This window comes from Pseudomonas rhizophila, from assembly GCF_003033885.1.
GTDB lineage: Bacteria > Pseudomonadota > Gammaproteobacteria > Pseudomonadales > Pseudomonadaceae > Aquipseudomonas > Aquipseudomonas rhizophila.
In genome coordinates this window covers 4,651,431-4,666,213 of sequence record NZ_CP024081.1, presented here as the reverse complement: position 1 = coordinate 4,666,213, position 14,783 = coordinate 4,651,431, and the positions used below count along the sequence as shown (strand labels likewise).

Genomic DNA, 14,783 nt, shown 5'->3' with positions numbered 1-14,783 from the left:
ATAACGCGGCGATCATCCCTCGTCGCCCCCCGTCACCGCTTCGGGAAAACCTCGATATGAGCGTTAAGCGGTCGCAAGGGCTTGCCCCTGTCATGTGAACCTTCCGCCCCTGCAGCGCTCACCTGTTAAGTCGCCGCGTTGAGTGATCGCGCTGTCTCATTGCCGATAAGGAATTCGCATGCACCCAACTTCGCCAACCATCGCCCTGGATTACCCTGTCGAACGTGAGCTGAGCCTGCGAGCGGTCAGTACGGGAATCGTGATTGGTGTCTTGTTGACGCCTTCCAATGTGTACGCCGGCCTCAAGATTGGCTGGTCGTTCAACATGTCGATCATTGCCTTGCTGATAGGCTATGGCATTTGGCAAGGCCTGGCCAAGCGTTCGGCCGCTCAACTGCCCTGGACGCTGCACGAAAGCAACATCAACCAGACCGTGGCCTCGGCCGCAGCGTCAATCATTTCCGGTGGGCTGGTTGCGCCCATCCCGGCCTACACCTTATTGACCGGTCAACAGTTGGACGTCATCCCGATGATCGCTTGGGTGTTCTCGGTGAGCTTCCTGGGGATCTGGATCGCCTGGTACCTGCGACCCTCGCTGCTCAATGACAAAGCGCTGAAGTTCCCCGAAGGCATGGCGACCCTGGAGACCCTTCTGCACATCTACAACCAAGGCCACGAAGCGGCGAAGCGCTTGAAGGTGCTGCTCAGCGCTGCGCTGCTGTCCGGGCTGGTCAAGTGGGTCGATACCTTCATCTGGGCTTTCCCGCGCTGGTCGCCGACCCCGCAGTTGGAACGCCTGACGTTTACCGCGGACCCTTCGCTGTTGTTGGTGGGTTTCGGCGGGATCATCGGGATTCGCGTTGGCCTGACCCTGCTGCTTGGCGCCTTGTTGGCGTGGGGTGGATTGGCGCCGTGGCTGCTGGAGCAAGGCTTGGTGCAACTGCCGCCGGACAGCAGTGGCCCACAGTTCGCGGCGCTGGTGGAGTGGTTGCTGTGGCCGGGCGTGAGTCTGATGGTCTGCTCGACCCTGACCTCTTTGGCGATTCGCTTGTGGGCTCTGCACAAGTCCACCAAGGCGGGCGGCGGGACGACTTGGGTGGTGCCCAAGACCGGACCTGCCAGCGGTTTCCTGGTGGCTATCGTGTTGGTGGTGAGCCTGCAAGCGCTGTTGTTTGGTATCAACCCCTGGATGGCGTTGTTGACCATTCCCTTGGCCATCTGCCTGGCCGCCGTGGCCGCCCGGGTGGTGGGGGCCACGGGCATTGCGCCCATCGGCGCCATCGGACAATTGTCCCAACTGAGTTTTGGCATCGTCGCCCCGGGGCAGGTGCCGATCAATTTGATGAGCGCCAACACCGCGGGCGGTTCGGCTGGGCAATGCACGGACTTGATGAACGACTTCAAGGTGGGCCGTGCGATTGGCGCCACGCCGCACAAGCAGTTGATCGCCCAGACCCTGGGGATCTTCGTCGGAAGCATCGTTGGGGTGTTGGCCTACCTGGCCCTGATCCCGGACCCACAATCGATGCTGCTCACCCAAGAGTGGCCGGCCCCGGCGGTCGCTACCTGGAAAGCCGTGGCGCAAACCCTGACCCTGGGGCTGGACTCGCTGTCAGCAAGCATTCGCTGGGCGGTCATCATCGGCGCCGTGGCCGGCTTGTTGCTGGGGATTCTCGACAGCGTACTGCCCACCCACCGGGCCCGTTATTTGCCAAGCACGGCGGCTTTGGGCCTGGCGTTCGTCTTGCCGGCCTCGGTGTCGCTGATGATGGCCTTCGGCGCGGTACTCACCTGGCTGGTGAGCTGCCGCTGGGCGAGCCTTACAGAACGCTTTGCCATCACCGCGGCGGCGGGGTTGATTGCCGGGGAGAGCATTACCGGGGTGGGGGCGTCGTTGTGGCAGATGGTTGGGAATGGCGGATGATCTCAAACCGGCACGCATGAATGAGCGGGCATTTTCCCGCCTGCAACCGTACTGAGAAGGAGACAACATGATTGCTCGCTGGCGCTGGCTGTTGACGCAGCTGACTAAACAGCTGTGGTTCAAGGCTACGTTGTTTTCGCTGCTGGGCGTAGTCACGGCGTTGCTGGCCATCGCGCTCAAGGAATGGATTCCGTTCTCCTTGTCTGCCCGGATAGGCGCCGATGCCGTCGACAACATCCTTGGCATCATCGCTTCCAGCATGCTCGCGGTGACCACCTTCTCTTTGAGCATCATGGTTGGAGCGTATGGCGCAGCAAGTACGGGCGCCACGCCCCGTGCCACAACGCTGGTGATTGAAGACACCACGACGCAGAACGCACTTGCCACTTTTATCGGCTCTTTCTTGTTCAGTCTGGTCGGCATTATCGCGCTGAGTACCGGCGCTTACGGCGGGCAAGGGCGCGTCTTGCTGTTCGCAGTGACGATCGGCGTGGTGATTCTGATCGTGTACATGCTTTTGCGCTGGATCAATCATCTGTCCAAACTGGGGCGGGTCGGCGAGACGATTGATCGCGTAGAGAAGGCGACCATCGCCGCGATCAACCATCGAGTTCGATGGCCGTTTCTTGGCGGTTGTGCATACCCCGACGGTTGGGTCATGCCGTCGTCTGCGCGGCCGGTCGTCAGTGGCACCACCGGTTATGTCCAGCATATCGATGTACAGGCACTCAATGAGGTTGCCAGGGGTTGCGAGGCGCAGTTATTTCTGGAGATCTTGCCCGGAAGTTTTGTCCACCCAGGTATGCCGCTTGTCCATATCGCGCGAGCCAGCGAGGAAGGGCTCGACGGGGACGACCCGCTCGCCAGTAAAGTTCTCGCCTGCCTGAGCATCGGCGTTCGACGAACCTTTGAACATGATCCGCGTTTCGGGCTGTCAGTGCTTTCGGAAATCGCCTCACGGGCTTTATCAAGTGCGGTCAACGACTCCGGAACGGCCATTGACGTGCTGGGCCGTGGTGTTCGCAGCCTGGCCTGCTGGGGCACGTTTGAGCTTCATGAAGCGGTAACGCAACCGGAATGTGATCGTGTGTTCCTGCATGGCCTGAACGTTGACGACCTGTTTGATGATTTTTTTGGTCCCATTGCCAGAGATGGCGCCGGCATTGTCGAAGTGGATATTCGGATGATGAAGGCGCTGATTGCTCTCAGCCAGATCAATCCTGGATTGTTCAGCGCAGCCGCGACCAGGCAGGCTGATCGCTTGCTCGCGCGAGCCGATGCCGCGTTGGTGCTCGATGAAGAGAAGCAGCGGCTCAGAGCGCTTGCCGCAAGGCTTGTTTGCGCAACGGCTTAGTGTTTTGTCGGTGCCAGGCGCAGCGCTTTGTGAGCGCAACGCTAGCCGCACTTGAAACGTACCCAATGGACCCCTCTGCCCAATGCTAGACATTATTGCAATATTCCTCTGCATTACAGCAGTACTCGCTTACCTCAATCGGCGCTACGTAGGGCTACCCCCGGCCATTGGCGTGATGGGTATTGCCTTGGGCTTATCGTTATTGAACATGGCCTCCGATGCGCTGGGCTTTCACTCCCTGCACACGCTTGAGCAATCACTGGTGGAGTCCATCGACTTCTCCGAGTTGCTGATGGAGGGCATGCTGTCATTGCTGCTGTTCGCGGGGGCCCTGCATGTCGACTTGTCGCAACTGCGCGCCTATCGATGGCAGGTGGCGTCCCTGGCTGTGGTTGGCACGACTGTGTCGACGCTGTTCATCGGCTTCGGGCTATGGTGGCTGCTGTCTTTTACCGACCTGGAGTTGCCGCTTGCCTACTGCCTGGTGTTCGGTGCGCTGATTTCACCCACCGATCCGATTGCGGTCATGGGCATTCTGAAATCCGCCGGTGCTCCAAGTAGCGTGGAACTGGTGATTTCCGGAGAGTCGCTGTTCAACGACGGGGTCAGCGTTGTGCTGTTTTCACTGATTCTGGCGATGATCGCCAGTGGCGACGCGCCCTCCGTTACTGGCGTTTCGCGGCTCTTGCTGGAGGAGGCGGGCGGCGGTGCGCTTTTAGGCGCGGTTGTTGGGTACGTCACGTTCCGCATGCTCAAGAGTATCGACAGCTATCAGGAGGAGGTGCTCATCACCCTGGCCGCTGTGCTCGGCGGATATGCCCTGGCCACTCATTTGCACGTGTCCGGCCCGTTGGCGATGGTGGTGATGGGGTTGATCGTCGGTAACCATGGACGCTCTTATGCCATGTCTGAGCAGACCGAGAAAAACCTGGACATGTTCTGGGAGTTGATTGACGAAATACTCAACGCGGTCCTGTTTGTACTGATCGGTCTGGAAGTGATTCTGATCCACTTCACCAGCCCGCTCATTGTCACGGGCTTGATGGTGATCGTGCTGACCTTGTTCTCGCGTCTGTTGACGGTAGGCGTCCCGATAGCGATCTTGGGGCAGCGTTTCCGGTTACCTGAAGGCTCCTGGAGCGTGCTGACGTGGGGTGGGTTGCGCGGCGGGATATCGGTGGCCCTGGCGTTGTCGTTGCCACCGGGGGATGCTCGCGATGTCGTGGTTGGCATGACCTACCTGGTCGTGGTGTTTTCGATTCTGATCCAGGGTATGACCATCGGTAAGCTGGTCAAGCGCGTGATCCCTTGCTCGGGCGAATAGCGCTCATGCAAGTCGTGGACGTGACTCCTTGACTTGCATGATCCTGCGTCGCTGCTGCGTTGAATGTTTCTAGGGCTGCGATGTGGTCAGAAGCTCGGCGCTCACGGTTGAGCGCCGATCAATGCGTGCCACGACATAGGCACACACTCCAAGTACCGCAGGGCATAGAGCCAGTACTGCGAAGCTTTTCACCACGGGCATGCCGCTGTTGAGCACGTAGGCCCCGAGTAACGGCCCGCATACAGAGCCGATCTTACCCATTGACGCTGCCCATCCGGCGCCGTTGCCGCGAATGGCACTTGGGTAGAAAACCCCGGCGATGCTGGTGATGCCGTAGTGGCTGCCTTTGACGAAAATAGCGCCCATCAGGCTCAGTGCAATAAAGGCGTCTCCTTGCAGTTCGCCAATGCCCAGGACCAGCAGAAAAGGTAATGACAGCAGGGGATAGATCATCACGGCGTAGGGCCCCCGGGTGTCGACCACTCGCATCAATACGAGCCCGGCCATGGCGCCGCTGAACGAGGCAAAGGAGCTCACCCATGATGCAGTCGCCCGGTCGAAACCGGCGTACTGGTACACCAGCGGGCTCCATGACGCGAGAAAATACATGGCCATGGAGCTTGCTCCAAAGCCAATCCAGATCATGGGAGTGATCCATTTCAGTTTGCCGATGAACAACTGTCCGACAAGGAAAGGTCGGTGACCGATGTCGATTTCATCGGCAAGAAAATAGCGGTCCCCGGCGCGAAGATCGATGTCCGGATCCAGGCGCCTGAGGATCCGCGCCACGGTTTCGGGGCGTCTTTGCTTGCTCACCAGAAATCGCACCGATTCTGGCAGGGTGAAAAACAACAGCACACTGGAAAGCAACGTTGCGATGCCGCCCAGCGCGAACACACTGGCCCAGCCATAGTGGGGAGCCATCCACACGGTTAGAGGGCCGGCAACCGCGCCACCCAGGCTGAAGCCAACCATGATGATTGTGATCACGGTTGCACGGTAGCGCTTGGGCACAAACTCGATATTCAGCGCCCAACAGAGTGGCAACATGGCGCCCAAGGCAAAGCCATTGAGAAAGCGCAAGATCAGCAGCGAGGCGTAGCTATCGGCCAAGGTGAACAGCAACGTCATCAGGCCAAAGGCGCTGGTGGACAGGATGATGGTCGGGCGACGGCCGATCCGGTCACCCAGATAACCGAAAAAGAATCCACCCAACATCATGCCGAACAAACCTATGGAAAAGATGTTGCCCAGTTGCAACTTATCCAGGCCAATGTCCTCGGCCATGTAGGCGGCGGTGTGGGAGAGCATCAGCAAGTCGAAGCCATCGAGGAAGGTGATCAGCACCGACACACAGATGATCAGATAGTTGAAACTCGACAGTCTGCGCCCCTCAATCAAGGCGGCGACGTCAATTGCGCGTGACGGGATCATGATTGCTCTCCGCACAGTAAGATCCAAGTGAGCGTGTTCCGGCTTGCCGGACTCACCACAGTTTCCAGGTGTAACCGACGATCAAGCGATTTTCATCGAGCTGCTGGGTCAGACCATCCCCCGACCGGTACGTGACGTTGCGCCAGCGCAGGTTCAGGCCCTCCAGGGCACCGCTCTGGAAGACGTAGGTCAGGTCGGTGTCACGTTCCCACTCACTGCCGTCGTTGACCGTACGGGTGCGGATATCGCTGCCTTTCACATAACGGGTCATGAACGTCAGGCCCGGTATCCCAAGCGCGGCGAAGTCATATTCGTAACGCAGTTGCCAGGATTTTTCGTTGGCTTTGGTGAAGGAGTTGTAGGTGACGAGGTTCGCCACATACGGCGTACCGGTGTCGATCACGGGGAACACACTGTCTCCGGATAGGTGCTGGAACGCGGCGGCGAATCGCTGGGCCCCGACGGTCAAAGTGAACATGCCATTGAAGTTGCGGTTATCGATCTTCCCGGCTTTTGCCGCGCCTGTGTCGCTACTGTCGACGTAGCGCAAATCGGAGCGCAGGCTCATGCCTTCCCCCAGTGGCAGGACGTGAATCACTCCGGAAAAGTGCTGGCGGTAGATGTCCTGCAGCTCACCCTGGTGGTAGCGCAGGGTCAGGTTCTTGCCCAGCGTATAGTCGCCGCCGAGCAGGTCCAGATGATCGCTGCTCTGGCCGGCATAGCTGATGTCGTCATTACTGGAGGAGTCGCGACCGTTAGCCTCTGTCAATCTCGCTGCGGTGACGGTCAGGTTCTCGACTTCGCTCGACGTCAGGTAGGCACCGGTGAAGGTCGAGGGCAATAGTCGGGTGTCGCTGTAATACGCCAGCGGGTGAATCGGCATCAGGGTTCCTACCTTGAGCCGGGTCTGGGACAGACGCATTTTGGCGGTCAGCCCCAGTTCGCTGTACTCGTCGACAGGCTGGTTGCTGTCGGGCCCGTAGGGCAACAGTGCGGTGCCCCGTCGACCTCGGCCCGAGTCGAGCTTGATCCCCAGTTCACCCAAGGCGTCGAGACCAAATCCAACGGTACCTTCGGTGTAGCCAGACTGAAGTTCGGCGAAGAAACCTTGGGTCCATTCTTCGGCCTTGGCCTGGGGGGCGCCACTCTGGCGAAAGTCGCGATTGAGGTAAAAATTGCGCGTGGTCAACGTCGCGCTGCTGTCCTTGAGAAAGTCTGCCTGGGCGTAGCTGCCGTGGCAGAAGAGGGCAAATGCGGTGAAGATGGCTAGATTCCTGTTCATTTTTTTATTGCTCTCAGGAGAGGGAATACGATTATTCAGGGCGAGTTTTGCCTGACCGCGTCGGTGACGACGCGGCACAGCAGGCGTGGCTCAAGGTGTTGTGAATCAGAGGCAGGCGGTCACGTCTGTGACGGGGCGGGCAATGGATCCACCGCAAGGTCGTGGCGGGTCAGGTGACCGATTGCGAATGCACAGGCGGCCAGCATTGCCGGACATATGGCCAGGACCAGGAAGCTCTTGACCACTGGCATTCCGCTGTTCAGTACATAAGCGCCCAGCAATGGGCCGAGGATCGAGCCGATCTTGGCGATCGAGGTGGCCCAGCCCGCGCCATTGGCGCGGATAGCGCTGGGGTAGAAGACCCCGGCGATACTGAGGATTCCATAGTGGGAGCCTTTGACGAACACGGCCCCGACCAGGCTCAGCATCAGGAACGCGGTGCCCTGCATGCCGGTGATGCCCAATACCAGCAGGAAAGGCAATGCCAGCAGCGGATAGATCATCACCATGTAAGGGCCTCGGGTATCGACGAAACGCATCATCGCCAAGCCCGCCATTGCGCCGCTGAACGAGGCGATCGAACTGACCCACGAAGCTGTCGCGCGGTCAAAGCCTGCGTACTGATAGACCAGTGGACTCCACGAGGCGAGAAAGTACATGGCCATGGAACTGGCGGAGTAGCCCAGCCAGATCATCGGGGTAACCCATTTCAGGCGGCCGATAAACAGCTGGCTGACCCGAAATTCCTTGCGGCCCAGATCTGGTTCGTCCAGTAGGACGAAGCGGTCGCCAGGTCGCACATCCAGGCTTGAATCCATACGCTTGAGCGTTGCCGTGATTTTTTCCGGGCCTTTGCGTTTGCTGGCCAGAAACCGCACCGATTCGGGCAGGGTGAAAAACAGGAGCACGCTGGCGGCCAGGGTCAGTACACCGCCGAACACGAACACGCCCTGCCAACCGATATGCGGCGCCAGCCAGACGGTGATCGGGCCGGCCATCGCGCTGCCCAGGCTGAATCCGACCATGATGATGGTCACCACCGTCGAGCGATAACGCTTGGGTACGAACTCAATGTTCAAGGCCCAGCACAACGGCAGCATGGCACCTAGGGCGAAGCCGTTGAGAAAGCGCAGGACCATCAGCGATTCATAGCTGTTGGCCAAGGCAAACAGCAAGGTCAACACGCCAAATGAGCAGGTGGAAAGAAGAATGGTGGGACGCCGCCCGATTCGGTCACCCAGGTAGCCGAAGAAGAATCCACCGAGCATCATTCCCAGCAGGCCGATGGAGAAAATCTCACCCAGCTGGATCTTGTCCAGACCGACCTCATCGGCAATGTAGGAGGCCGTGTGCGACAGCACCAGCAAATCGAAACCATCGAGGAAGGTGATCAGAACCGAGACCAGAATCACCACGTAGTTGAAGCGTGAAAGTTTGCGACCTTCTATAAGCGCCGCTACGTCCAGGGTGCGGGACTGTGACATGTGCGTTCTCCACTGCATTTTTTATTTTTGTTGGAGTGGCGCCCCCCTATGGATGGTGGGCGCGTCGAACTGCTTTAAGCACTATTCCAGATTGAACGCCAGCCGCTCGCGCAATGCCGGGGCAGGTATATCACTCAACCTGCCATCGGGGCCCGCGAGGTCCAGCGCGTGGGCCGCAGCGGCCCCCATTGCGATACAGGGGCCCATTACACGGACACTCGACAGCGCGGCCGCATCGGCGTCGATGCAGCGACCGGCCACGACCAGGTTATCGCTGCCTTGGGCAAGCATGCTGCGCAACGGCACACTGTGAACGTGATCGTCACCAAAGGGCTCCCACTGGTAACCGCTGGTATTGCCGTGCAATTCCACCGGCCAGGAGGTGCGAGCTACCGCATCCGGGAATATCGTTGCCGCCCGCACTTCGTCAGTCGTCAGATGGTGATGTCCGACGATCCAGCGGGTCTGGCGAATACCTGGCAGCGCGTACGCCCGTACCTTGGCCTTGCTGTAGGCCTCGGGGTATTCCGACTTGAGGAAGTTGATGACCTGGTCCACCTGCTGGCGTCCGGCGATCGCGACATGGGAAGCGGCCACCGGATCCAGAGGCGTTTCGATGTGAGTCATGTTGAAGGCTGCGGTGCCACGGCCGGGGAACTGAAAGAACAGTCCGTCGTCGCGTTCGATACCGTAGCTTTTGGCTTTTTGTTTGACCCGTTCGGTGAACTGCGCGCGGGTGGGCAAGTACGCTTCATTGATATGCTCAAGGACGAACATCTGGGTGCCATAGATGGGGGTGTCCGGCTCGCGACAGGCAAGTCCGGCATTCCAGGCTAACGCCGCGTCTCCGCTGGCGTCGATAAAGCCGTTGGCCGCGACACGCACATCGCCGTAGCGGGTGGCCAGTTCCACTTCGCGGATTCGCGGACCTTCGCGCACGACATCGCGTAACACCGCACCGAGCACCACGGTGATCCCGGCGTCGAGCACTTTCTGGCCAATCCATCGACCCAAGGCAACTTCGTCGTAGTAAACAACAGTCGTCAGGGGGCCAATGGCCTGGTGAAGGTCCCCCGAGGCGCCCAGGTCACGCAGGATATCGTCGGCGATTCCGTGGGTCAGCAACCGGCGGTTCGGACCATTGGAGAACAGCCCGCAGAAGGTCCCGATAATTGAGCCGACCGCCTGGCCGCCGAGCATCGGCAAGGCATCGAACAGCACTACGCGTTTGCCGAGCGCAGCGGCCTCCAGAGCGGCGGAAATACCGGAGATACCCGCGCCGGCAATGCATACGTCGGCCTGCAAGCGTTGAGCGGTGGGGGCGCTGGTACGGCGTACCGTGCGAATGACATGAGCCATAAAACTACCTTTGAGATGTAAAAAGGGCAGCCGATCCCGAGCCCGATGACCAAGGGTCACGGGAGCGGTTGTTGCGGCTGGCAGATTCCGGTTACGACAGGTCTCGCCTTCGCTCCGACCCGGTCGGGTGTTGCGATACGAACTGATCGGTTTGCAGCTGACGCGGAGTCACTTCAACGGTCCCGGCGTCGGCGTCGACGCGAACCCAATCCCCGGTTTGAATCCGGCTCAACGGGTCTTCGGTGAAGTCGGTCATGGCGGGCGCATGGACGACCACGGCGCCAAGGCCCATTTTTGCGGTCATTTCGTTGAACAACATGGCGCCAGGGGCTACGCCGGCGAGACGGGCGATATGGAACTGCGAGGACCAGCCGGACGAACCTTTGGCGCCGGGAAACACCAGCACTTTGCCGGCGAAACTGATGCCCTTGAGTTCGTGACGGGTCTCGATGACGGTGCCGCTGCGCGGGTCGATACCGCCCCAGCCGGAGATGCGGTCCCGGGTCACCAGGGCCTCGCCTTCGAAACAGCCGCCGACGACCTTGCGGCCTTTGAGGGTGAAGGTTGTGCTCATCTCAATACTCCTTTCCAACGGCCCTCGATGGCGGCCTGGACGCAATCGGCGGTGCTACCGAACCACGCCTGGATACCCATGATCGCCGGCAGGTAGTGCGCCTGTTTGGCCGAATCGACTGCCGCCACCCGCGTGCCCGTGGGAAGTACCTTGCCAATGGCTGAGCAGGTATCGGTCATCAGATGCCCGCCGGCCTGTTCGATGATGCGGGTGTAGCCGGCGACGTCGGCCAGTTGTTTGATCGACGCCGCCGTAAATATCCAGAGCTCGGTATTCGGACTCAGGCGTTGGCCTTCCAGCAATTGGCAGACCTCCCAGATCTGTTCGAGGCTGTAGTGCGGGCAACCGAGCATCACGAAGTCAATCTCGTCATCGCGAGCGGTGATATTGACTTGCTCGTAGGCCCAGCGCCGTTCGGCCTCGCCGAAGCGCATTGCGGCCAGGGGAGGGGACGCGCCAAACGCCTGCTCGCTGGTTTGGGCTTCAGGCGTCACCCCAACCAGGTGATACATCTCCACCCCACCGCTGGAAGCCGCCGCCGCCCCGAAGTGCTTGAGGCGAGCCAGGTTGGGTTGGTGACTCACGCCTTGGATGACCGGGATGCGGTCCTGCACCTGCTCGCCGACCCAGTAGCCGAGCAATCCCCAGTCCGCCGTGGTACTCACGTCTATGTCCAGCTGGATCAGGTGGGTACCGCGACGGTTTTCCTCGATGTGCAGACCCCAATAGGGGATCTTGCCGGTCAGCATCGCCGCGCCCGTGCTTTCCCGGCCTTCGGCATTGGTGCGGGCACCGAGTACCGAGTTGATATAGATCACCGCAGAGGATTCCATCCATGCGCAGTGTTCGCCTTTTACCGGCACGTTGCCGACTTGATAGGGCGTACAGGTATTCAGGGGTTGTACCCCCAGACCGCTGCTGTAAGCCTGACCTGTTTCATAGATGCGGACCACGTCTGGCGAGATGCCTTGGCGTACAGCATGCCGGGGGTCGATGCCTTGCTGCAGGTGGCTGCTCGGGACCTTGACCCGAGGAATCTTGACCAACTCGGCGCTGTCGAGGTTGAACTCGCTGAACACCGCATCCATACCGCCATTTTGGTCTGCGTACTGACGCAGAAAGGGCGTGGTGGCTCCGATGGTACCGGCGACATTGCGCGTATCCACCAGACATTGCGCATCCAGGGCTTCGCCATAGCGCACCAGCAACTCCATGGCTTTTTGCACCGCCGGACCTTGATCGCCAGCGAGCATGGCTTTTTCGTCGTCGCGCAACTTCATTGCGGTTGCTCCCCGGGATGGGTGATATCCAGTGGCTTTATCAACACCGCACCGTGTTCCATGGAGGACACATTGTGGCGGTATATATCCAGCCAGCCACCACCGAACTGGGGGGCCGCAGGTATCCAGCGGGCGCGTCGGGCTTGCATTTGTGTTTCGCTGATATTGGCGTCAAGGGTGTTGAGATCCAGGTCGATGTCGATGATGTCCCCGTCTTCCACCAGTGCGAGGGGGCCACCGACGGCTGCCTCAGGAGCCACCTCCGCCACGACCAGGCCTTTGCACACCAGCCCCGAGAGGTGACCGTCGGTCAGCATTGCCACGTGGTCACCCAGCCCGGCCCCGTCAATGGCGAACACTACCTTCGAGGCGCCACCGCCCATGGCGGGCCCGCCCTGTACACCTGCGCCCCGCATGACCACGACATGGCCGGGCTGAATGCGTCCATCCTGCAACGCTTGGATGGCATCGGCGGAGCGCTCGAAGCAGATCGCGGGGCCCTTGAACTGGCGTGGCTTGCGCGGGTCGATGCCGTATTTGACGATGCCGGCCTGCGGGGCAATGTTGCCGCGCAGCATCACGATGGCCGGTTGCGTGGCAAAGGGAGCGTGCAACGGGCGGATCACCTCGTCGTCACTGACGGTCACCCCCTGCAGGTTTTGCGTCAGGGTTTTGCCGGTGACGGTCAGCACGTCACCGTGCAACAAAGGTTCAAGGCGCTTGAGCAGCCCACGGCCACCCCCCGCTGCTTCCATTTGCTCAATGCTGTGTTCGCCCACTGGTCGTACGCCGACCAGCACCGGTATCTTTTTTCCCAGTTTCCTGAAGAGTTGGTACACGTCCACGTCAATGCCACCTTCAGCCGCCACCGCCTGCATATGTTTGATGGTGTTGACCGAGCCTCCCGCAGCAAGAATTGTCGCAACGGCGTTGGCAAAGGCAGCAGGCGTCAGGATGTCGCGAGGTTTGAGATCTTCCTCGATCATTTCCACAATGCGCTTGCCTGCCTGGTGAACGAAATCGAACATCTGCGGGCTATTTGCTGCAATAGGGGAACTGCCGGGCAAGGCCATGCCCAAGGCTTCACATACCAGATGCATGGAGTTGGCGGTGCCCATGCCCGAACAGACCCCAGGCCCTCTGATGGCGTTGCGTGCCATGCCGGCCAGTTCCTCGACGGGCAGTGTGCCGGTGACCACGTGCATGGAGCTGATGAATACATCTTCGATATCGACGTGCTGACCATTGTATTCGCCGCTTGGCTGATACCCGCACACTACGATCAACGTCGGGATGTTCAGCCGGGCAGCTGCCATCAACTGACCGGGTACTGTTTTGTCGCAAGAGGCCAGGCAGATCATGCCGTCGAGCTGAGCGCCTTCGACCGCGACTTCGATGTCATTGGTGATGAGGTCTCGGGCGGCGAGCATATAGGCGCCTCCCGCACCGGCTCCGGTGATGAAGTCACTGGGCGCGGCCGTACGAATTTCGAAGGGCAGCGCACCGGCATCGCGTATCGATTGCTTGAGGCTGGCAGCGATACCATCCAGATGACTGAAGCAAATCGCCAGGTTCGAGGACGAGTTCACGATGGCGATTTTCGGTTTTTCCAGCTCGCTCTCCTCAATGCCCAAGGCGCGCCACTGGGCGGCGCGCACAGCCCACAAGTAGGATCCGTAGGGGAAATTACTGCGTAGCTTCTTGGGCATGATTCGCTCCGTTGTTTTTATTAGATGTCGATTCGGTTAATTACCTTAACGATCTTGTACCGAGTCTAGGCTTCGACCTAGAATCCGAAAACCTTATTTTACTTATAGATAAAATCCAAAATATGGATATCAAGGACGTCGATCTCAACCTGCTGAAAGTCTTCGATGCGCTGCGCAAAAAGCAAAGCGTGACCCTGGCCGGTGATCTCATGGGGCTTAGCCAGCCAGCCATGAGCTTCGCGTTGGCCAAGTTGCGCACGCTGTTCGATGACCCATTGTTCATTCGCACTTCACGTGGCATGCAACCTACGGCCAGGGCCCTGCAGATCGCTGAGCCGGTGCAACGGATTCTGGAGATGGTCAGCAGCGAGGTGTTGCCATCCACCGGTTTCATTGCCGAACACTCCGAGCGACAACTGGTGCTGTGCATGTCGGATATCGGCGAAATGGTGTTCCTGCCCAGGTTGATGCGAATGCTCGACAGTAAGGCGCCCCAGTTAAGAATCCGTACCCTGGCGTTGTCCTCGGAGCAGTTGGAGGAGGGGCTGGATGCCGGCGAGGTGGACGCGGCAATCGGCTATTTTCCGCGCTTGCTCAATACCTCGATCCGGCATCGCGCGTTGTATCGCCATTCGTTTGTCTGCATCGTTCGTCGTGATCATCCCACCATCGGTGACAGCATGAGCGCCGAGCAATACCAGAGCGCAATGCATGTCGCAGTCCAGCCTGACGGGCGTGGAATGAGTGGACTGGATCGTGAGCTGGCGAGCCACGGCATCACCCGTCGAGTGCGTTTCAGCCTGCCACGGTTTATGGGTGTGCCATTTCTGGTGGCCGAGTCCGACATGATCGCCACTGTACCCTTGGCAGTCGGACGCAGGTTTGCCGACATCACCGATGTGCGCCTGGTGCCGCTGCCTTGGGATATTTGCGGATACGACATTCACCTTTACTGGCATACGCGGTTCCATCATGACCCGGCGAACCGCTGGTTGCGACAATCCTTCATTGAATTGCTCGATGACTTTTCTCCCGCAGACCAGATACAGATTTAATAGG

11 protein-coding genes are annotated in these 14,783 nt (G+C 59.7%); 4 read left to right on the top strand and 7 right to left on the bottom strand.

The window, feature by feature from the left end; translation table 11 throughout:
* Positions 1–178 precede the first annotated feature (178 nt).
* From CRX69_RS21695 to CRX69_RS21685, 3 genes are all read left to right on the top strand, one after another.
* The gene (locus CRX69_RS21695) at positions 179–1,924 is read left to right on the top strand and encodes an OPT family oligopeptide transporter (protein WP_107322831.1); all 1,746 of its coding nucleotides are present in this window, start codon (positions 179–181) and stop codon (positions 1,922–1,924) included.
* A gap of 67 nt (positions 1,925–1,991) precedes the next feature.
* Positions 1,992–3,278, top strand: a complete 1,287-nt coding sequence (locus CRX69_RS21690) for a DUF2254 domain-containing protein (RefSeq protein ID WP_107322830.1) — start codon at positions 1,992–1,994, stop codon at positions 3,276–3,278.
* An 82-nt stretch (positions 3,279–3,360) separates the two neighbouring features.
* Positions 3,361–4,602, top strand: a complete 1,242-nt coding sequence (locus CRX69_RS21685; RefSeq protein WP_047225572.1) for a cation:proton antiporter — start codon at positions 3,361–3,363, stop codon at positions 4,600–4,602.
* A 69-nt stretch (positions 4,603–4,671) separates the two neighbouring features.
* Here CRX69_RS21685 and CRX69_RS21680 read toward each other — a convergent pair whose 3' ends face one another.
* The 7 genes from CRX69_RS21680 to ilvD all read right to left on the bottom strand — a co-directional run bounded on the left by CRX69_RS21680 (position 4,672) and on the right by ilvD (position 13,724).
* On the bottom strand, positions 4,672–6,036 hold the full coding sequence (locus CRX69_RS21680) for an MFS transporter (protein ID WP_107322829.1): 1,365 nt from the start codon (positions 6,034–6,036) through the stop codon (positions 4,672–4,674).
* Between the two features lie 52 nt (positions 6,037–6,088).
* Positions 6,089–7,318: an OprD family porin gene (locus CRX69_RS21675; RefSeq protein ID WP_076384193.1), complete on the bottom strand. Its 1,230-nt coding sequence runs from the start codon at positions 7,316–7,318 to the stop codon at positions 6,089–6,091.
* Between the two features lie 119 nt (positions 7,319–7,437).
* Positions 7,438–8,802 carry an MFS transporter gene (locus tag CRX69_RS21670; RefSeq protein ID WP_047225575.1) on the bottom strand — a complete coding sequence of 455 codons (1,365 nt, stop codon included), beginning with the start codon at positions 8,800–8,802 and terminating at the stop codon, positions 7,438–7,440.
* An 81-nt stretch (positions 8,803–8,883) separates the two neighbouring features.
* Positions 8,884–10,161, bottom strand: a complete 1,278-nt coding sequence (locus tag CRX69_RS21665) for an FAD-dependent oxidoreductase (RefSeq protein WP_107322828.1) — start codon at positions 10,159–10,161, stop codon at positions 8,884–8,886.
* 91 nt (positions 10,162–10,252) lie between these two features.
* The gene (locus tag CRX69_RS21660) at positions 10,253–10,735 is read right to left on the bottom strand and encodes an aconitase X swivel domain-containing protein (protein WP_047225577.1); all 483 of its coding nucleotides are present in this window, start codon (positions 10,733–10,735) and stop codon (positions 10,253–10,255) included.
* Positions 10,732–12,015, bottom strand: coding sequence for an aconitase X (locus tag CRX69_RS21655; protein ID WP_047225578.1), 1,284 nt, complete (start codon positions 12,013–12,015; stop codon positions 10,732–10,734). The genes CRX69_RS21660 and CRX69_RS21655 overlap by 4 nt, the downstream gene beginning before the upstream one ends.
* Entirely contained in the window at positions 12,012–13,724 is a 1,713-nt protein-coding gene (ilvD, locus tag CRX69_RS21650; protein WP_107322827.1) for a dihydroxy-acid dehydratase, read from the bottom strand. The genes CRX69_RS21655 and ilvD overlap by 4 nt, the downstream gene beginning before the upstream one ends.
* A 122-nt stretch (positions 13,725–13,846) precedes the next feature.
* Between ilvD and CRX69_RS21645 the strand changes: the two genes are divergently transcribed.
* Positions 13,847–14,779 (top strand): LysR family transcriptional regulator, encoded by a 933-nt coding sequence (locus CRX69_RS21645; RefSeq protein ID WP_107322826.1) that lies wholly within the window; start codon positions 13,847–13,849, stop codon positions 14,777–14,779.
* Positions 14,780–14,783 lie beyond the last annotated feature (4 nt).

Coding starts and splice junctions, on each gene's coding strand:
- CRX69_RS21645 (WP_107322826.1), top strand. CDS start 13,847: ATGGATATCAAGGACGTCGATCTCAACCTGCTGAAAGTCTTCGATGCG.
- CRX69_RS21690 (WP_107322830.1), top strand. CDS start 1,992: ATGATTGCTCGCTGGCGCTGGCTGTTGACGCAGCTGACTAAACAGCTG.
- CRX69_RS21680 (WP_107322829.1), bottom strand. CDS start 6,036: ATGATCCCGTCACGCGCAATTGACGTCGCCGCCTTGATTGAGGGGCGC.
- CRX69_RS21695 (WP_107322831.1), top strand. CDS start 179: ATGCACCCAACTTCGCCAACCATCGCCCTGGATTACCCTGTCGAACGT.
- ilvD (WP_107322827.1), bottom strand. CDS start 13,724: ATGCCCAAGAAGCTACGCAGTAATTTCCCCTACGGATCCTACTTGTGG.
- CRX69_RS21670 (WP_047225575.1), bottom strand. CDS start 8,802: ATGTCACAGTCCCGCACCCTGGACGTAGCGGCGCTTATAGAAGGTCGC.
- CRX69_RS21685 (WP_047225572.1), top strand. CDS start 3,361: ATGCTAGACATTATTGCAATATTCCTCTGCATTACAGCAGTACTCGCT.
- CRX69_RS21675 (WP_076384193.1), bottom strand. CDS start 7,318: ATGAACAGGAATCTAGCCATCTTCACCGCATTTGCCCTCTTCTGCCAC.
- CRX69_RS21655 (WP_047225578.1), bottom strand. CDS start 12,015: ATGAAGTTGCGCGACGACGAAAAAGCCATGCTCGCTGGCGATCAAGGT.
- CRX69_RS21660 (WP_047225577.1), bottom strand. CDS start 10,735: ATGAGCACAACCTTCACCCTCAAAGGCCGCAAGGTCGTCGGCGGCTGT.
- CRX69_RS21665 (WP_107322828.1), bottom strand. CDS start 10,161: ATGGCTCATGTCATTCGCACGGTACGCCGTACCAGCGCCCCCACCGCT.